The sequence below is a fragment of the Rhodanobacter caeni genome (genome assembly GCF_039523575.1).
Taxonomy (GTDB): Bacteria; Pseudomonadota; Gammaproteobacteria; order Xanthomonadales; family Rhodanobacteraceae; genus Rhodanobacter; species Rhodanobacter caeni.
This window is the reverse complement of record NZ_BAAAFO010000003.1, coordinates 116,152-133,983: the sequence shown is the minus strand read 5'-3', so window position 1 is coordinate 133,983 and position 17,832 is coordinate 116,152. Positions and strand designations below refer to the sequence as shown.

Annotated in this window: 13 protein-coding genes; 7 read left to right on the top strand and 6 right to left on the bottom strand. The window is 68.7% G+C overall.

Going from position 1 to position 17,832, the window contains the following annotated elements; all coding sequences use genetic code 11:
- Positions 1 to 19: 19 nt before the first annotated feature.
- Both ABD017_RS09265 and ABD017_RS09260 read right to left on the bottom strand, forming a co-directional pair.
- The gene (locus ABD017_RS09265; protein ID WP_343882459.1) at positions 20 to 1,810 is read right to left on the bottom strand and encodes an acyl-CoA dehydrogenase C-terminal domain-containing protein; all 1,791 of its coding nucleotides are present in this window, start codon (positions 1,808 to 1,810) and stop codon (positions 20 to 22) included.
- A 22-nt stretch (positions 1,811 to 1,832) separates the two neighbouring features.
- A complete protein-coding gene (locus tag ABD017_RS09260) occupies positions 1,833 to 2,312 on the bottom strand; it encodes a hypothetical protein (RefSeq protein ID WP_343882458.1) in 480 nt (159 codons plus the stop codon).
- A 127-nt stretch (positions 2,313 to 2,439) separates the two neighbouring features.
- On the opposite strand from ABD017_RS09260, the gene ABD017_RS09255 reads away from it, so the two are divergent.
- The gene (locus tag ABD017_RS09255) at positions 2,440 to 2,919 is read left to right on the top strand and encodes an SET domain-containing protein (protein ID WP_343882457.1); all 480 of its coding nucleotides are present in this window, start codon (positions 2,440 to 2,442) and stop codon (positions 2,917 to 2,919) included.
- Positions 2,920 to 3,005: 86 nt separating this feature from the next.
- On the opposite strand, the gene fusA is transcribed toward ABD017_RS09255, so the two are convergent.
- Positions 3,006 to 5,045, bottom strand: a complete 2,040-nt coding sequence (gene fusA / locus ABD017_RS09250) for an elongation factor G (protein WP_343882456.1) — start codon at positions 5,043 to 5,045, stop codon at positions 3,006 to 3,008.
- 443 nt (positions 5,046 to 5,488) lie between these two features.
- Between fusA and ABD017_RS09245 the strand changes: the two genes are divergently transcribed.
- The 4 genes from ABD017_RS09245 to ABD017_RS09230 are packed head-to-tail and all read left to right on the top strand — an operon-like array spanning position 5,489 to position 9,310.
- Complete coding sequence (locus ABD017_RS09245) at positions 5,489 to 6,496, top strand: sulfate ABC transporter substrate-binding protein (RefSeq protein ID WP_343882455.1); 1,008 nt, start codon at positions 5,489 to 5,491, stop codon at positions 6,494 to 6,496.
- Between the two features lie 3 nt (positions 6,497 to 6,499).
- A complete protein-coding gene (cysT, locus tag ABD017_RS09240; RefSeq protein WP_343882454.1) occupies positions 6,500 to 7,333 on the top strand; it encodes a sulfate ABC transporter permease subunit CysT in 834 nt (277 codons plus the stop codon).
- Positions 7,330 to 8,193: a sulfate ABC transporter permease subunit CysW gene (gene cysW / locus ABD017_RS09235; RefSeq protein ID WP_343882453.1), complete on the top strand. Its 864-nt coding sequence runs from the start codon at positions 7,330 to 7,332 to the stop codon at positions 8,191 to 8,193. The genes cysT and cysW overlap by 4 nt, the downstream gene beginning before the upstream one ends.
- Before the next feature lie 10 nt (positions 8,194 to 8,203).
- The gene (locus tag ABD017_RS09230) at positions 8,204 to 9,310 is read left to right on the top strand and encodes a sulfate/molybdate ABC transporter ATP-binding protein (RefSeq protein ID WP_343882451.1); all 1,107 of its coding nucleotides are present in this window, start codon (positions 8,204 to 8,206) and stop codon (positions 9,308 to 9,310) included.
- A gap of 1,081 nt (positions 9,311 to 10,391) precedes the next feature.
- On the opposite strand, the gene ABD017_RS09225 is transcribed toward ABD017_RS09230, so the two are convergent.
- On the bottom strand, positions 10,392 to 11,507 hold the full coding sequence (locus tag ABD017_RS09225) for an OprO/OprP family phosphate-selective porin (RefSeq protein ID WP_343882450.1): 1,116 nt from the start codon (positions 11,505 to 11,507) through the stop codon (positions 10,392 to 10,394).
- A gap of 235 nt (positions 11,508 to 11,742) precedes the next feature.
- On the opposite strand from ABD017_RS09225, the gene ABD017_RS09220 reads away from it, so the two are divergent.
- Both ABD017_RS09220 and ABD017_RS09215 read left to right on the top strand, forming a co-directional pair.
- Entirely contained in the window at positions 11,743 to 12,678 is a 936-nt protein-coding gene (locus ABD017_RS09220) for a hypothetical protein (RefSeq protein ID WP_343882448.1), read from the top strand.
- 115 nt (positions 12,679 to 12,793) lie between these two features.
- Entirely contained in the window at positions 12,794 to 14,761 is a 1,968-nt protein-coding gene (locus ABD017_RS09215; protein WP_343882446.1) for a hypothetical protein, read from the top strand.
- 254 nt (positions 14,762 to 15,015) lie between these two features.
- Here ABD017_RS09215 and ABD017_RS09210 read toward each other — a convergent pair whose 3' ends face one another.
- On the bottom strand, positions 15,016 to 17,262 hold the full coding sequence (locus tag ABD017_RS09210) for a xanthine dehydrogenase family protein molybdopterin-binding subunit (protein ID WP_343882444.1): 2,247 nt from the start codon (positions 17,260 to 17,262) through the stop codon (positions 15,016 to 15,018).
- Positions 17,259 to 17,795 carry a (2Fe-2S)-binding protein gene (locus ABD017_RS09205; RefSeq protein ID WP_343882442.1) on the bottom strand — a complete coding sequence of 179 codons (537 nt, stop codon included), beginning with the start codon at positions 17,793 to 17,795 and terminating at the stop codon, positions 17,259 to 17,261. Before ABD017_RS09205 ends, ABD017_RS09210 begins: the two co-directional genes overlap by 4 nt.
- Positions 17,796 to 17,832 lie beyond the last annotated feature (37 nt).

Sequence of the window (17,832 nt, the reverse complement as noted above, 5' to 3'; positions counted from 1 at the left end):
GCGCCCGAGGGAACCCGCCTCAGGCGATGTCGGGCAAGGTCTGCACGCCGGCCTCGATCGCCGCCTTGTGCATCAGCGTGCGCGGCAGGATGCGGGCGAAGTAGAACGCGGCAGTGTCGCGCTTGGCCTGCTTGAATGCCGCGGACTGACTGCTTGCTTCGGCCGCCACCACGCTGCGTGCCCACAGATAGGCGAGGGTGACGTAGCCGGAGTAGTACAGGTAGTCCGTGGCCGCGGCGCCGACTTCCTCCGGGTCGGCCGCCGCGCGCTGGGCCAGGCTCACGGTGAGGTCGCTCCATTCCCTGGCGGCGACGGCGAGCGGGGCGATCAGGCTGCGCAGCGATTCGTTGGCGCTGTGCTGCTGGCAGAACGTGCTGATCTCCTGCAAGAAATGCTTCGCGCCCACGCCCTGCAACTGCAGGATCTTGCGGCCCAGCAGGTCGGCGGCCTGGATGCCGGTGGTGCCTTCGTACAGGGTGATGATGCGGGCATCGCGCACGAACTGCTCCATGCCGTTCTCGGCGATGTAGCCGTGGCCGCCGTAGATCTGCAGCGCTTCCTTGGTGCACTCCTGTGCCAGCTCGGTGACCACGCCCTTGGCGATCGGGATCAGGAACGCCACCAGCTCGCCGGCCTTCTGGCGCGCTGCCTGGTCGGTGGACCGATGCTCGATGTCGGTCTGCAGCGCGGTGTACAGCACCAGCGCGCGCGAGCCTTCAACGAACGCGCGCTGGGTCAGCAGCATGCGCCGCACGTCGGGCTGCACCAGCAGGTTGTCGGCCGGTTTGTCGGGGAACTTCGCGCCCGACAGCGAGCGCGACTGCAACCGCTCGCGCGCGTAATTGAGGCTGTTCTGCAGCGCGCGCTCGGCCAGCGCCAGGCCCTGCACGCCAACGGAAAGGCGCGCCGCATTCATCATGGTGAACATCGCCGCCAGGCCCTTGTGCGGCTTGCCGATCAGGTAGCCCTCGGCGCCGTCGAAGTTCATCACGCAGGTGGAGCAGGCGTGGATGCCCATCTTGTGCTCGATCGCGCCGGCGGCCACGCTGTTGCGCTCGCCCGGCGTGCCGTCCGCATTGAGCTTGAACTTCGGCACGATGAACATCGAGATGCCGCGGCTGCCCTCCGGCGCGTCGGGCAGGCGCGCCAGCACCAGGTGCACGATGTTGTCGGTGAGGTCGTGCTCGCCCGCGCTGATGAAGATCTTGGTGCCGCTGAGCCTGTAGATCGCGTGGCCGTCGGCGTCCGTGCCGGCGGGTTCGGCGCGGGTCTTGAGCAGGCCGAGATCCGAGCCGGCCTGCGGTTCGGTGAGACACATGGTGCCGGTCCAGCGGCCGGCCACGATCGGCTTCATGAAACGCTCGCGCTGCCATTCCTCGCCATGCATTTCCAGCGCGTGGGTGGCGCCCTCGGACAGCAGCGGGTACAGGCTCCAGGCCAGGTTGCCGGACTGGAAGATCTCGGTGGTGGCGGTACCCAGCACGCCCGGCAGCGCCTGGCCGCCGTAAATCTCGGGATTGGTCAGGCCGGTCCAGCCGCCCTCGGCGAATTGCCGGAACGCCTCCTTGAAACCCTTCGGCGTGGTCACCGTCTGGCTGGCCTTGTCGTAATGGCAGCCTTCGGCATCGGCCGGTGCGTTGGTCGGCGCCAGCAATTGCTCGCTGAAACGCCCAGCCTCCTCCAGCACGGCATCGAGCAGGTCGCGGCTGTGCGCTTCGCCGCCTTGCAGCGAGGTCAGTATTTCCTCCGCGCCAAGAACGTCGAAAAGCGCAAAGCGCAGGTCATCGAGCGGGGCTTTGTAGGCAGTCATGTCGGTTCCTCGAAAGATGGTGTCAGCGGAAAGTGCCGGGCGTGCCGGGCACCGGCGAGAGCCAGTCCCTGCCGCTGAAATCGAAATCGCGCGGCGCGTCTTCCTGCTCGGGTTTGGCCGAAGCGCTGCCGCCGATGCGATAGGCCAGCGAGCCGCCGCTGCCCTTGGTCGCGACGGCCTGCAGCGCCTGCGTCATCGCCGCCGTGGGCAACACGTCGAGCTGGATCACGTCGCCGGCAAACGCGGGAATATCCCGCTCGAACGTGGCATGCAGCCGGATCGGCACCAGCTCGGCCACCTGCATGCTGCCCTCCAGCGCCTTGAAATCCATGCCCGAATAACTGTTGTTCTGGATACGCAGCGTCAGCCGCCACTGCCCACCGGGAAGTACCGTCAGTTGCTGCACGGTGACCGTGGGCGGAAACACGCTTTTCTTCGGTGGGCCGCAGGCGACCAGGGCCAGGCACAACAGGGCGGGAACGATCCAGCGCAACACGGACATTGCAGGTTCTCCAAACGATCGTTTGAACCCATGATCTAACCATGTTTGGGCATGCGCACGCCAGCGTGAGGTTTCGTGGCCAGGCGCAAACGGGCATCATGGTTTTTTCTGCCGAAGGTTTCGTTCCATGCCACGACGTTTCGTCGCCCGTCGCTCCCCCATCCACGGCAATGGCGTTTTCGCTGTCGACACGATCGCCAAGGGCGAGGAAATCATCGAGTACAAGGGCAAGCTGTTGACGCATGCGGAGGCGGACGCGCTGTATGGCGATGGCGGCGAAACCGGGCACACGTTCCTGTTCACGCTCAACGACGAGTACATCATCGACGCCAACCAGGGCGGCAACAGCGCGCGCTGGATCAACCACAGCTGCGCGCCCAACTGCCGCGCACTGGTGGAGGAAAACGCCGACGGCGACCGGCGCCGCGACAAGGTGGTGATCGAGGCGCTGCGCAGGATCAAGCCGGGCGAGGAGCTCACCTACGACTACGGCATCGTGCTGGACGTGCCGCATACGCCGCGGCTGAAAAAGCTGTGGCAGTGCCTGTGCGGTTCGCCCCACTGCACCGGGACACTGCTGAAGCCCAAGCGCCGCCGTGCGGCGTGATTACCTGTAGGAGCGCACCCTGTGCGCGATGCCTTGCATGAGAAGCATCGCGCACAGGGTGCGCTCCTACAGATTCGCCCTTCGCTTCAATCCTCCTCGACGCGCGGTTTCCAGCTCTCGCCGAGCTGCTTCTGCACGGCGGGCGGCACGGCTTCGTAGTGGCTGAGGTCGAGGCTGTAGCGGCCGCGGCCGCCGGTCATCGATTTCAGTTCGGTGGGGTAGTCGGTCAGTTCGGCCAGTGGCGCCTGCGCCTTGATCACGCGCTCGCCGCCGCGCTGCGTATCGGTGCCCAGGATGCGCGCGCGCTTGGCCGCAAGCGCTCCCGTGACGTCGCCCACGTGGGGTTCGGGCACGGCCACTTCCACGTTCACGATCGGCTCCAATACGACCGGCCGGGCTTTGCCCACGGCGTCGAGAAAGGCCTTGCGGCCGGCGCTGACGAAGGCCACTTCCTTCGAGTCCACGGCGTGGTGCTTGCCGTCGTAGACGGTCACGCGCACGTCCTGCAGCGGAAAGCCCGCGATGGCGCCGTGCTCCATCGCCTGGCGCACGCCCTTCTCGATCGCGGGTAGGAACTGGCCGGGGATGACACCGCCTTTCACCGCATCGACGAATTCGAAGCCGGCGCCGCGCTCCAGCGGCTCCACCCGCAGGAATACCTCGCCGAACTGGCCCGCGCCGCCGGTCTGCTTCTTGTGGCGGTGATGGCCGTCGGCGCTGGTGGCGATGGTTTCGCGGTAGGCGATGCGTGGCGGGTGCGTGTCCACTTCCACGTCGTAACGCTCGCGCATGCGTTCCAGCATCACTTTCAGGTGCAGTTCGGACAGGCCGCGCACCACCGTCTCGTTGAGCTCCTTGTGATGCTCCACGCGGAAGCAGGGGTCCTCCTCGGCCAGCCGCGCCAGCGCGTTGGACAGTTTCTGCTCGTGGCCCTTGTGCCGCGCGCGCACCGCCAGGCCGAACATCGGTGAGGGGAAGGCCGGCGGCGCCAGCGCGATCGCGTCCTCGTCGTGCGAATCGTGCAGTACCGCGTTGAAGTGGATGTCCTCCACCTTGGATACGGCGGCGATGTCGCCCGGCACGGCCTGGTCGATCTCCGCATGCGTCTTGCCCTGCAGGCGCAGCAGGTGGCCCACCTTGAACGGCTTGCGGCTGTCGTCGATCAGCAGCTGGCTGTCGCGGCGCACCGTGCCCTGCCACACGCGGAACACGCCGAGCTTGCCCACGAACGGGTCGTTGACGATCTTGAACACGTCGGCCACCACATGGCCGGCGGGGTCGGCGCTGATCGGCAAGGGCGTACCGTCGGCGCGCACGAACGGTGGCGGATTGCCCTCGGCCGGATTCGGCAGCAGGCGCTCGGCCAGCTCCAGGAATTCGCGCACCCCCGCGCCGGTGCGGGCGCTGATGAAGCAGATCGGCACCAGGTGCCCCTCGCGCAGGCATTGCTCGAACGCGTCGTGCAGTTGCTGCGGCGTGAGCGCGGTCTCGCCCGCCTCCAGATAGACGTCCATCGTGGTTTCGCCGATTTCGACGACCTGGTCGATGAGGCGCTGGTGCGCCTCGGCCAGCGACGAGAAATCGGTGGCGCCGTCGTGGTGGAAAAAGCAGTCCAGCACGCGGCTGCCGTGGCCGGCGGGCAGATTCACCGGCAGGCATTCGCTGCCGAACTCCTGGCGCAGCGCGTCCACCAGCGCGGCCAGGTCGGCGCCCTCGAAATCGATCTTGTTGATCACCAGCATGCGCGCCAGGCCGCGCGCCCGTGCGTGCAGCATCATGCGGCGCGTGCCGTGCTCGATGCCGTTGACCGCGTTCACCACGATCGCCGCGGTTTCCACCGCCGCCAGTGCGGACAGCGTGCCGCCGCGGAAATCGTCGTAGCCGGCGGTGTCGATCAGGTTGAGGTGGCAGTTGCCGTGATCGATGCTGGCCACGCAACTGTCGATGGAATGGCCGCGCGCCTTCTCCTGCGCGTCGCTGTCCGAGACGGTATTGCCGCGCTCGATGCTGCCGGGCGACTGGATCGTGCCGCCGGCCAGCAGCAGGGCTTCCAGCAGCGTGCTCTTGCCCGATGCGGCGTGCCCGGTCAAGGCGATGTTGCGGATGTGTTCCGTGGAATGCGACACGATGCGACCCTCCCCGGGAAAGGGCGTGGCCTCATGGCATGAGCGGCGCCGCATGAGGCCGCGCTGGCGGCTGACAATGGCGGGCCGTCATGGTCGCGCATCGCCCGCACGCAGCGAGGACGGTCATGGCGGAAGCGGCAGATGCCGCCTGCCTAGACTTGAGCGAAGCGCGCGCCCGGTCAAGCTGCAGCGCAGGGCAGGCACCGCACGGCATGGTTTGCAGAAGGGTAAATCGCGGCCCTGAAGGCGGACGGCGACGACCGGGCGGCACACGTTTCCAGGGCGGCGAGGCCCTAGCGGAACCTTAACCGGCGACGTGATTGCATGCATCTCCCGACCAGGTTTGCGCAGCGAGGGGGCGGCATATCGTCATCGCGTTTGACCATTTCGCGGGGCCACGGAGGCCCCGATACGCTGCAGTCCCCCGACCCCGTGGAGGCGCCATGAGACGATCATCGCTGCTCTTGCTTGCCGCCGTGTTGCTGACCGGAACCGTCCTGGCCGGAACCGCCGCCGCCGCGACCTTGCTCAACGTGTCCTATGACCCCACGCGCGAGTTGTACCGCGATGTGGATGCCGCTTTCCTGGCGCAATGGAACGCCAGCCATCCTAACGACAAGGCCTCGATCCGCATGTCCCACGGCGGCTCCGGCAAGCAGGCGCGCTCGGTAGTGGATGGCCTGCCCGCCGACGTGGTGACGCTGGCGCTGGCCTACGACATCGACGCGCTGGCCGACCGCGGCCTGCTGGCCACGAACTGGCAGAAACGGCTGCCCGACAACGCCACGCCGTACACCTCGACCATCGTGTTCCTGGTGCGCAAGGGCAACCCGAAGGGCATCCGCGACTGGGGCGACCTGATCAAGCCGGGCGTGCAGGTGATCACGCCCAACCCGAAAACCTCCGGCGGCGCGCGTTGGAATTTCCTGGCGGCGTGGGGCTATGCGCGCAAGCTGCCCGGCGGCACCGACGAGAGTGCGAATGCCTTCGTGAAGGCGCTGTTCCAGCACGTGCCGGTGCTCGACACCGGCGCCCGCGCTGCCACCAACACCTTCGTGCAGCGCGGCGTGGGCGATGTATTGCTGGCCTGGGAAAACGAGGCGTTCCTGGCGCAGAAGGAACTGGGCAAGGGCGCGTTCGAGATCGTGGTGCCCTCCATCAGCATCCTGGCCGAGCCGCCGGTGGCGGTGGTGGACAGCAACGCGAAGAAGCATGGCACCCAGGCCCTGGCCGAGGCCTACCTGAAGTTCCTCTACACACCCGCGGCGCAGGAAATCATCGCCCGGAATTTCTACCGGCCGCGGCTGGCCTCGGTGGAAGCGAAGTACGGCGCGCAATTTCCGAAGCTGAAGCTGTTCACCATCGACGACACCTTTGGCGGCTGGCGTGCGGCGCAAAAGCGCTTCTTCGCCGATGGTGGCGTGTTCGACCAGATCGGTCCGGGCCACTGACGCATGGGTCACCGACGACGACGGGTGCTGCCCGGCTTCGGCCTCAGCCTGGGCTACGCGCTGACCTACCTCGGGCTGATCGTGCTGTTGCCGCTGGCGGCGCTGGTGTGGAAGGCGTCGGCGCTGGATCTGGACGGCTGGCTGCAACTGCTTTCCGCGCCGCGCACGCTGGCCGCGTTGAAACTCAGTTTCGGCGGTGCGCTGCTCGCGGCGCTGTTCAACGCGGTGGCCGGGTTGCTGGTGGCCTGGGTACTGGTGCGCTATCGCTTCCCCGGACGGCGGCTGATCGATGCGCTGGTGGACCTGCCGTTCGCGCTGCCCACGGCGGTGGCGGGTATCGCTTTGACGGCGATCTACGCGCCCAACGGCTGGATCGGGCAATACCTGTCGGCGCTGGACATCAAGATCGCCTACACCCCGGCTGGCGTGCTGGTGGCGATGGTTTTCGTGGGCTTTCCGTACGTGGTGCGCACATTGCAGCCAGTGCTTGAAACATTGGACCGCGACGTGGAGGAGGCCGCCGAAAGCCTGGGCGCCACCCGCCTGCAGACCTTCCTGCGGGTGATCGTGCCGGCGCTGTTGCCGACCTTGCTCACCGGCTTCGCACTGGCGCTGGCGCGGGCGGTGGGCGAATACGGCTCGGTGATCTTCATCGCCGGCAACATCCCGCTGCGCTCGGAAATCGCGCCGCTGCTGATCGTGCAGAAGCTGGAGCAGTTCGACTACGCGGGCGCCGCTGCGCTGGGCACGGTGATGCTCGGCTTCTCGCTGCTGCTGCTGGTGGCCATCGCGCTGCTGCAACGCTGGAGCGGGCGCTGGGCGGAGCGCGGCGCATGAGTGGCCTGCATGCAAGTCGCCCGCTGAGCTGGCGTCATCGCCTGCTGCGCGGCGCGTTGATCGCGCTGGTCATGGGGTTCATGGCCGTGCTGGTGCTGCTGCCGCTGGCGGCGGTATTCATCGAGGCGCTGAGCAAGGGCGTGGCCGCGTTCCTGGATGTGCTGGCGCAGCCGGAAACGGTGTCGTCGATCAAGTTGACCTTGCTGGTGGCCGTGCTTGCGGTGCCGTCGAACCTGGTGTTCGGCGTGGCGGCGGCGTGGGCGATGACGCGTTTCGAATTTCGCGGCAAGGCGCTGCTGGGCGCGTTCATCGACCTGCCGTTTTCGGTTTCCCCGGTGGTGGCCGGCCTGGTCTACGTGCTGCTGTTCGGTGCGCAGGGGTGGTTCGGGCCGTGGTTGTCCGATCATGGTGTCACGATCATCTTCGCGGTGCCCGGGCTGGTGCTGGCGACCGTGTTCATCACCCTGCCGTTCGTGGCGCGCGAGCTGATCTCGCTGATGCAGGCGCAGGGCAGCGACGAGGAGGAGGCCGCGCGCACGCTGGGCGCCAGCGGCTGGCAGATGTTCTTCCGCGTCACCTTGCCCAACATCCGCTGGGCGCTGCTGTACGGCGTGCTGCTGTGCAATGCGCGCGCGATGGGCGAGTTCGGCGCGGTGTCGGTGGTGTCCGGCCACATCCGCGGTTTGACGACCACGATGCCACTGGAAGTGGAGATGCGCTACAACGAGTACGACTACATGGGCGCCTTCGCCGTGGCCTCGCTGCTGGGCCTGCTGGCCCTGCTGACGCTGGTGGTGAAGGCGCTGCTGGAATGGCGCTACGGCGATGAACTGGCTGCGCACGCGCCGCGCGGCCATTGAGAAACAACGCATGACTCTGGAACTGTCCCATCTCCATCGCCGCTACGGCGGCTTTGCCGCGCTGGACGACGTCAGCCTGCGCATCGAACCGGGTGAATTCCTGGCGCTTCTGGGCCCGTCCGGCTCGGGCAAGACCACCTTGCTGCGCATCCTGGCGGGGCTGGATTACCCCGACAGCGGCAGCGTGCGGCAGAACGAACGCGACCTGCTGGCGGTCGACGCGCGCGAGCGCAAGGTGGGCCTGGTGTTCCAGCATTACGCGCTGTTTCGCCACCTCACGGTGAGCGAGAACGTGGCGTTCGGCCTGCGCATCCGCCCGCGCAAATCGCGCCCCGGTCGCGCCGAGATCAACGAGCGGGTGCAGCGGCTGCTCGAGCGCGTGCAGCTGGAAGACATGGCGCGGCGCTATACCAGCCAGCTTTCGGGCGGCCAGCGCCAACGCGTGGCACTGGCGCGCGCGCTGGCGGTCGAGCCGGATCTTTTGCTGCTGGACGAGCCGTTCGGCGCGCTCGACGCCCAGGTGCGCGTGGCGTTGCGCCGCTGGCTGCGCAACCTGCACGAGGAGCTGGGCTTGACCAGCGTGTTCGTCACCCACGACCAGGAGGAGGCGCTGGAACTGGCCGACCGCGTGGCGGTGATGAACCGCGGCCGCATCGAGCAGATCGGCACGCCGGAGGCGATCTACCAGCAGCCGGCCACGCCGTTCGTGTGCGAGTTCATCGGCAGGACCAACAGGATTCCGCTGCAGCGCGCGAACGGCGTGCTGAGCGGCGGGCAACGGCCGCTTGGTACCGACCCCTGGCCGGGCAACGCCGTCGGCAGCGCCATCGGCTACGTGCGCCCGGAACACCTGCTGGTGTCGTCGACGCCATCACCCGGTGATTGGGCCGCGCAGTTACGGCATGTCTACCTGGCCGGCGGCCTGGCGCACCTGGAGCTGGACGTTCCTGCGCTGGGACAGGTGCTGGAGGCGGACATGTCCAGCGCTGAGGTGGCCGAGCGCGGCCTGCAGCCAGGGCAATCGCTGGGCGTGCGCCCACGCCTGATCACCGCGTTCCCGCTCGATGCCCAAGGCGAGGCCGATGCGGCCGCACGCCACGTACTGCACCCAGGCTGATTCGCAAACAGAGCAATCGCCCGCGCTGTAGCAGCGCACCCTGCCCCACATAGGGACTTCCTCCGGTCGTGCGCGATGCCCTTGACGCTTGTAGGAGCGACTTCAGTCGCGACGCTTTTGTTGGTCGAGCAAAGTCAAAGGCTTTCGATCGCCGTTGGCGCTCGAGTTACTTTCTCTTTGCGTGGCCAAAGAGAAAGTAACCAAAGAGAAGGCCACCCCGCTTGGCGCTTGCCGGGCTTCCTGCCCGGCAAGTCCGTGAGCCGGGGGCGGGCTTTTCGAGCGGGCTCCTGCCCGCGCGAAAAGGCGTTGCCATCCCTGGCAACGCCCGCTGCGCGGCCTTGTCGACCCCGCCTCACCGCCGCGCAGGGGCCCCGGGTAGAGCAGCGGGCCATCCTGGCCCGCACTCGGGATGGAGCCAGGGCAAAAGCAAAAGGCAAAAGCAAAGGCGCCGCCCACCTCAGCCGTTCGCCCTGAGCGTAGGCCGAAGGCCGAAGTCGAAGGGCCTCCGCCAACCGCACCCTTCGACTTCGCCGCTGCGGGGCTACGCTCAGGGCGATCGGAGGCGAGACGAAAACACCGAAAGCCACATGCCGCCGCGCTCTCGCTGAGGCAACGCCGCGGCGTACCGAGTCCGCGCCACGATGGCGCGGCGCTCTTCCCGGGTCCCCTCTGCAGCGGCGGGCGGGCGAAGGAAAAGCCCGCAGGGTGGCTTGCATGGATGCAAGCCAGTTTGGCGTCAGGGCAGGATGCCCTGTCGACAAACCCCGTAGCCCGCACGCGAACTTTCCGGGCAGGATGCCCGGAAAGCGCGGAAGCGGGGTGGCCTTCTCTTTGGTTACTTTCTCTTGGCCACGCAAGAGAAAGTAACTCGGTCGCCATAGGCGATCGAAAGCTCTTGCTCTAGATCCAACATCAAAACCCAAAAGCATCGCGACCTCTTTGGTTACTTTCTCTTTGGCCACGCAAGAGAAAGTAACTCGAGCGCCGCAGGCGATCGAAAGCTCTTGCTCCTGCCTTTGCTCGACCGACAAAAAGCATCGCGACTGAAGTCGCTCCTACAGGGTGACGCCGACAGTTTTTCTCAAAACGCCAGCTGGGCCCGCAGCGCGAAGATTTCCGGGTCCACGCTTGCTCCGCGTCGGTCGCTCCAGGCGCGGATGTAGTTGGCTTGCAGCTTGAAACCGCGGGGCAAGTACCAGTTCACGCCCAGTGTCCAGTCGTGCTGCTCGCCACCGCGCACGACGCCCTCGTCCAGGTCCACGGCGGAATAGCGCAGCGCAAACTCCAGGGCGCCCCAGCCGTGGGCGGGCGTGGGATCGCCGAAGGCATTGTTGCGATAGCGCCGGGATTCGCCGGTCAGCAACCAGCTTCCCGACACGTAGTAGCCGTCGCTGCGGTAGTTGCTGCCGATGTTGCGGTGGGCGTCGAGCGTGAGGTATTCGGCTTGCGCCAGCCACGGGCCGTGCAGCCACGCTGCCTCCAGCCCGGCGCGCTCGATGCGGTCGATACCGGTGAGAGTGCCGGTGTCGACCAGGCGGATCGTGGTGAGGTTCACCTCGGGACGGGCGCGCACGCGCGCCGTGCGATCGTCGCGCGCCTCGCGTGAGGCGGACAGCCCCAGGTGAATGACTTCGTTGCCTTCATTGACGGGATTGAACACGGCGCGCGCCGCTGCCGTATTTCCGCTGGCCGCGTCGTTCAGGTCGTGGCGGCCGAAATACGCCAGCTGGAACGCCCAGCGCGACAGCCCGGTGTATTTCCACTCCAGGCCCAGCCGCCGCCCCTCGTAGATGGCCTGGCCGGCGAGACTGGTTTCCAGGAAGGTGGTGGCGCTGGCCGAAGTGGCGCCATCCTCCATGCCCACCGGCGTCTTGAACTCGCCGAGCCGGAATTGGCCGATGCCGGTGGTGGCGCCCAGGAACACGTCCTGCCATGCGTTGGACTGGAAGTCGTAGCCCACGTCGGCGTTGAAAACGCCTTTTTTTGCGCCGTAAAGGGTGACCACCTGGCGCCGCCAGGTGGTGGCGTCGTCGAAGCGGTCACCGCTGAACTGGTTGGTGTCGTACTGGAAATTGCCCTTCACGCCGAGCTCGATGCCGTCGCCGAATTGCGCCCGCGTCGGCCACGCGTCGGTGGCGGCGAAAGCATGGGGGGCAAGGCTGAGCAGGCTCAGGGCGAGCAGGTTTCGGGTGTGCATGGGGATTCTCGTCGGTGCCAGCGCTTCGGGCGCCGTTGGCACAACGATATCCAAACGCTCAGCCAACGGAAGTTATTCTCCGTCATTTGGTTATGACGGTCGCGTCAATCGATGCCGCGCACAGCGTGGCGCGGGAACCGGCGCGTGCTGGCGGTGGTCGGGGAAGGGTCGGGTTCAAGCACGATTCGCCATGCTGCCGGCATCCCTTTGCAGCCGGGACATCGTTATCGCCTCCATGCAGCGGACAACCTCGCCATCGCGTTCACCGGCCGGTGGAAACGGTGGCGACTGGAACGATCTGGACGCCGCGACGCTGGCGCTTCTGCGCCAGCGGCACTGGCGCGTTTCGCCGCGCGTGCTGCCGTGGAATCGCCGGTTGCTGGGCCTGGTGGCGCTGCTGCACGTGGTGATGGCGCTGCTGGCGTGGCAGGCGTTGCGGCCGCCGGGACGCGTGGTGGAGCCCGCATCGCAACAGGTGCTGCAGGTGCGTTTCATCCCGCGCGCGGCGATCGAAACGGCCGCGCCGCCGCCACCGGTGATGCCGCCGCTGCCGCAGCGCTCGCCACCGGCGCGCACGAAACCTGCGACCACGCGGGTGATGACGATGACACTGCCCGCCACGCCACCGTCGCGCCAACCGGTGATCCTGTACGACCGCGACGGCCAGCCGTTGCTGCCCGCCGCATCGGCCAGCAGCGCGCCGCCCGACTACGTGTCGCACGCCTTGCAGGGCGACCGCCGCATCATGCAGCACGCCGATCCGATCAAGTACAAGGCCACCTCGCTGGACAAGTATTTTCCGCCGCCCGACGAAACCCTGGGTGGGGCCGCGTTGCGGCATGTCGTGGATGCGGTGGTCAAGGACACCGACGTGGACCTGCCCGGCGGCATCCACCTGAAATGCAAGACCGTGGTGGGCGTGCCCATTCCCGACTGCATCAATCCGCCGGCGCCGCCCTCGGCGAAGGATGGCGACGAGCGTCTCAGCATGGCGCCGTCCAAGCCGCTGGCGCCCGATCCGCATGCGCCGAAACCGCCCAGCGTGGAGGCGTGCATCGCCATCTACCGGGCGAACAAACCGCTGCCCTGGGGCTGCCCCACCGATACCCCGAACCGCGCGGTGGATGCCGAACAGCGCGATCGCGCGGCGGCCGCCGCCAGGGGCGATTGACCGCCGCACCGGCGTGACGCGCCCGGCTACACTTGCCGCCATGCCCTTGCCGCCTTCGGACCAACCTGCCGGCCCTTCAGCCGGCCCTGCAGCTGATCGTCCGGCACGGGTGCTGATGGATTCGCCGCTGGCCGCCCGCCGCGCCATCGCCTACCGCCAGCGCACCCGCGTCGAGCCGCGCGAAACCGGCCGGCGCATCGCCGGCATGGTCGGCACGCTGCTGGTGCACGTGGTGTTTCTGCTGGTGTTCGTGCTTGGTCCGGCCTACCCGGTGAAACCGCCGCCGGAATCCACCGCGAAGGCGCTGCGGGTGCGCCTGATCGACGCGCCCGAACCACCGCCGCCGCCGCCCGTGCGCGGCACGCCACCGAAGGAAATCGGTCCGCGACACCGCGCCCGCACGCGCGTGGCGGCGACGCGTCCGACGCTGCACCACACAGGCACCAGCACGGCGGCACCGTCGATGGCGCGCGTCAGCGAAGCGAAGCCCTTGCCCGAGCCGGCGGTGGTCAGCACGCCGGCGCCGGTGCGCGCGCCGGCCGCGAAAAAGCCGGCCGCGCCGCCACCGCCGATCAGCCTGCCCACACCCGCCCCCACGCCGGAGCTGCAACCGATCCCGCTGGCCGCCGAGCCGCCCAGCGTGACGCCGCCGGAGGTATCGCTGCAGCCGCCGGTGCCACCGAAATTCCAGCCCGAGGCGGTGCGCAAGCCGCAACTCGAGGGCACCGAGGCGATGCCGCCGCCGGCCTCGCTGGCCCTGCCGCCGCTGCCGGCGCAGGCGCCGCCACCGCTCGCCGCGCCCAGTGTGGCGCTGGACATGAAAGTCCCGCGCAGCAGCGAGCCGCCGAGCGTGCAGCCGATCCACGCCACCGTGACGGCCGCGCCGCCGGTACCGGACATGCAGGCGGTGCCCTTGCCCGCGCAACCGTCGCCGCAGGTCAACCTGGAGGCGACCTTCACCGTGCCCACGCCGGTGGTGGCACGCGAGGCGCCGCGGATCGAGGCGCCCGCCATCGAAGCGGCCGAGGCGCAACTCGACGCGGTGCCGCAGACCACGCTGGCGCGGCCCACGGTGGCGGTGCCGGAAGCATCGGCGGTGAAGATCCAGGACACGCGCAAGGCCATGGCGGCGGTCGAGCGCCCGGCATTGGCCCGCCCGCAACTCAGCGAACAACCCGCGCCCGAGCCGGCCGCCACGGTCGAGCCTGCTGCCGCGGCGGCTGCAGAGGCCGCCGTCGCGAAGGACACCAGCGCCGCGGAAACCGCCGCCCGCGAAGCCAGCGAGTCCACCGCCAGCGCGGAAGCCAGCGCCCCGAGCAGCCAGGCCGATGCCGGACGCGACGTCAGCACCGCGCCTGACGCCAACGCGCAGGGCAGTGACGCCGCCACGCCGGGCCAGCCCGCGGGCGTGGCCAAGACGGTGGCCGATGGCACCGGTCAGCCCGCGCCCGTGCCGGCGCAAGGCAGCAAGGAAACGGCCAGCGGCAAGAGTCGCGGCGCCGGCGAGCAGGGCGCCGCGCAGGCCGGTGCGGCGCAGGGCGAGAAGCAGGGCGAGCTGGGCGACTACGTGCAGCTGAAACCGCGCGGCAACACCGACGTCATGAGCCATCGCTCCGCCGGCATCACCTACAAGGCGACCTCGTTCGACAAGTACTGGGCGCCGAAGAACGAAAGCGCGCTCGACACGGCGCTGCGCCGCGCGGTGGAGAAAACCACGGTCAAGCACACCTTCAACCTTCCGCAAGGCATCCGCGTCGAATGCTCTGCCTCGCCGCTGCTGCCGATCGCGCTGCTCGGTTGCGGCAACCCCGATCCGCCGGCCAAGCCGCTCGGCCAGGAGGTCTATCGCCGGCTCAACCTGCCCTCGACCGCGGCGGGCGTCCCCAGCGTGCCGGCGCCGGCGGCCAGCGCGCCGAAGCGGGCTGCCGTGGTGTTCACCAACGACGCCGAATGCGCCGCCGCCCGCGTCGCCGGTGGCCCCTTGCCGCCCGGCTGCGAAAGCGCGCTCGCCCCTGCCGCCAGGCCGGCGCTGCCCGCGCGCTCATCCAGCTCGTGGGTGCCGGCCAGCGATCAGTTTCACTAGGAAAGGTCAGGATTTGCGCGTCATCCCAGCTGAAGCTGGAAGCGCATTTCAACAGCCGAAGGCTGGTCATCCAGCGTATTGAACACAAGGCGCTGGCTTCCTGCTTGACCAGCCGTTCGGCCGTTGAAGAGCGCCTCGCAGGAATGACGAGCACAAACGGAATGATCAGGCGTTGGCTGGCGCTGGGCATTCCCAAGCCGCCGCGCGACTTTCACGAATCCCGAATCCCGAATCCCGAATCCCAAATCCCGGCCCTAAAGCAACCGCAGCAGCTCCTTCATCAGCGGCAGCCGGCGCACGCGCACGGCGCTGGCGCGGAAGACCGCGTTGGCCAGCGCGGGGGCGGCGGTGGGCATGGCCAGGAAGCTGGCGCCCGCGGGCGAGCGGTCGCCGGCCACGGTGATCACCTCCACGTCGTTGGGCAGCTGCGCCATGCCGGCCAGCGGGTAGCTCTTGTAGTCGTGTTGCTGGATGCGGCCGTCCTTGTAGGTCACTGCCAGGTTCAGCGCGGTGGACAGCGCATCCAGCGTGGCGCCGGCGACCTGGCCGCGCAGGCCCAGCGGGTTGACCACGCGGCCCACGTCGACCGCGCACACGGCGCGCTCGATGGTGAGTTTCTCGCCCTGCATCGACGCCTCGATTGCGTGCGCCACGTAGGCGCCGTCGATGTGCCAGCAGGCGATGCCCAGGCCGTTGACGCTGCGCAGCCAGTTTTTCCATTCGATGCGGTCGGCAACCAGCTTGAGCACGTTGACGAGGCGGCCGAGGTCGAGCGCGCCGCCGCCGGCCAGCGGCAGCGTGCGCGGTTCGCCGAGCAGGCGCAGGCGCGTCTTCAGCGGGTCCTCGCGCATCATGTGCGCGATCTCGTCGATAAAGCTTTCCACCGCGAACGCGTTGCTGAGGTGCGGCATGCCGCGCATCGGGCCGCGTGGTATCGCCGAGTCCAGGGCGTACCAGTCGCTGCGGTAGTTTGGCACCAGGCCGGCGGGCAACTGGTCGACGCGGGTTTCGGACGTCCACAGGCGGTTGTCCGGCACGCCGCGCTGCACCAGCGCCGAGGCGCTGGCCATGCGCTGGTTCCAGCCGATGAGGTTGCGCTTGCGGTCCACGATCGCGCTGATGCGGTGCACGCTGGCGCTGCGGTAGAAGTCGTGGCCGAAATCCTGCTCGCGCGTCCACAACAGGCGCACGGGCTTGTCGACCAGCTTGGCCAGCATCACCGCTTCGGCCACGTAGTCGTGATCGAGCCGGCGGCCGTAGCCGCCGCCGACGCGGGGCACGCGGATGTCGATGCGGTCGGGGGCCAGGCCGGTGAGCCGCTGCACCACGGCCCAGGCGCGCTGCGGCGCCTGGGTGGGCACGACCAGGCTGGCGCGGTCCTTGTCCAGCCGTACCAGGCAGTTCATCGGTTCGGCGGTGGCGTGGGCCAGCCACGGTTGCACGTAGGTGGCCTCCAGCCGGCGCGCGGCTTTCTTGCCGGCCGCATCGACGTCGCCGTCGTTGCGCACGCGCGCGGTGGGCGCCTCGTCGCCGTCCAGCCGCGCCTGCGCCTGCTGTTCGAAGGCGTAGCTGCTTTCCGTGCCGCTGGCGCCGGGTTTCCATTCCAGCTCCAGCTTGTCGCGCCCCTGCAAGGCCGACCAGGTGTCCTGCGCCAGCACGGCCACGGCCGGTGCGATCACCGTTTCGCCGCGCGGCTGGTCTTTCTCCGGCTGCAGCTGCAGCACCTTGACCACGCCCTTGACCGCCAGCGCCGCGGCCGTGTCGATGCGCGCCAGGGTGCCGTCGGGCCAGGGGCAATGCACCAGCACCGCCACCAGCGCGTCGCCGTAGTGATGGTCGATGGCGTAGCTGGCCTGGCCGGTGACGATGGCATGCGCATCCACGTCGCCGGCCGGTGCACCGATCAGGGTGTAGCGCGCCGGTGTCTTCACGGGAGGCACGTTCTTGCTCAGCGGAATCTTGCCGGCCACCTCGACCAGGCTGCCGTAGGTGACGCGGCGTCCGTCCGGCGCGATCACCGTGCCCGACTCGCAGCGCAAGCGGTTGGCCGGCACGCCCAGCCGGCGCGCGGCGGCCTGCAGCAGCAGCCAGCGGGCCAGCGCGCCGACCTGGCGCAGCTCCTGCCAGGCGGCGGGGATGGAACCGCCGGTGCCGCCGAGCTGGCGGCCGTAGATCCAGCGCGGCTGGCCGTGGTCGTTTTCCACGCCCAGCCCCAGCGGGATCACGCTGACGCGGTTCCAGTCCGCGTCCAGTTCGTCGGCGATGATGCGCGGCAGGGACGTGGCCACGCCGGTGCCGGTGTCCGGGTCGCGCGCGCCGATCAGCACGTTGCCGTCGCTGTCGATCTGCACGAAAGGCCCCAGCGCCTGGAAGGTGCCGCCCAGCAGTGCCGGCGGCAGGTCGACCGCCCCGGCCGTGCGGATGCCCACGATCAAGGCCCCGGCGGTGCCGGTGAGTACCTGCAGGAAGCGTCGCCGCGAGAGTCGGATCTGCCCGCTCATGCCTGGCCCGCCTTGCCCGCGGCCGCCCGCTTGATCGCGCGGCGCACGCGCGTCTGGGCGCCACAGCGGCACAGGTTGGGCAACTGGTCGATGTCGTCGTCGGAGGGTTGCGCGGTGCGCGCCAGCAGGGCCACCCCGGAAATCAGCCAGCCCGGCGTGCAATGGCCGCAGCCGATCGCGTCCTCGTCGATGAAGGCCTGCTGCAAGGGATGCAGGGTGCCGTCGTTGGCGGCCAGGCCCTCGACCGTGGTGACTTGCTTGCCCGCCAGCGCCTGCATCGGCTGCCCGATGGCCGGCAGCGGCTTGCCGTCGACCAGCACCAGGTCGGCGCCGTTGCCGGCTTGCGCCTCGCCGCCGTACTTGGTGCCGGTCAGGCGCAGCACGTCGCGCAGATACCACAGCAGCGGCATCGCCGGATCGCCGGTATGACGGAAAGGTTCGCCGTTGATGACCACGTCGATGCCATCGCGGACTTTCTCCGGCACGATGTTGCTGTCCGGGGTCGGCATGGCCTGATCTTGCGCGGGCGGCATCCATCGTCTCCTTGGCGGGTATCGCCCTATTGTGACA

Coding starts and splice junctions, on each gene's coding strand:
- ABD017_RS09265 (WP_343882459.1), bottom strand. CDS start 1,810: ATGACTGCCTACAAAGCCCCGCTCGATGACCTGCGCTTTGCGCTTTTC.
- ABD017_RS09260 (WP_343882458.1), bottom strand. CDS start 2,312: ATGTCCGTGTTGCGCTGGATCGTTCCCGCCCTGTTGTGCCTGGCCCTG.
- ABD017_RS09255 (WP_343882457.1), top strand. CDS start 2,440: ATGCCACGACGTTTCGTCGCCCGTCGCTCCCCCATCCACGGCAATGGC.
- ABD017_RS09245 (WP_343882455.1), top strand. CDS start 5,489: ATGAGACGATCATCGCTGCTCTTGCTTGCCGCCGTGTTGCTGACCGGA.
- cysT (WP_343882454.1), top strand. CDS start 6,500: ATGGGTCACCGACGACGACGGGTGCTGCCCGGCTTCGGCCTCAGCCTG.
- cysW (WP_343882453.1), top strand. CDS start 7,330: ATGAGTGGCCTGCATGCAAGTCGCCCGCTGAGCTGGCGTCATCGCCTG.
- ABD017_RS09230 (WP_343882451.1), top strand. CDS start 8,204: ATGACTCTGGAACTGTCCCATCTCCATCGCCGCTACGGCGGCTTTGCC.
- ABD017_RS09225 (WP_343882450.1), bottom strand. CDS start 11,507: ATGCACACCCGAAACCTGCTCGCCCTGAGCCTGCTCAGCCTTGCCCCC.
- ABD017_RS09220 (WP_343882448.1), top strand. CDS start 11,743: ATGCAGCGGACAACCTCGCCATCGCGTTCACCGGCCGGTGGAAACGGT.
- ABD017_RS09215 (WP_343882446.1), top strand. CDS start 12,794: ATGGATTCGCCGCTGGCCGCCCGCCGCGCCATCGCCTACCGCCAGCGC.
- ABD017_RS09210 (WP_343882444.1), bottom strand. CDS start 17,262: ATGAGCGGGCAGATCCGACTCTCGCGGCGACGCTTCCTGCAGGTACTC.
- ABD017_RS09205 (WP_343882442.1), bottom strand. CDS start 17,795: ATGCCGCCCGCGCAAGATCAGGCCATGCCGACCCCGGACAGCAACATC.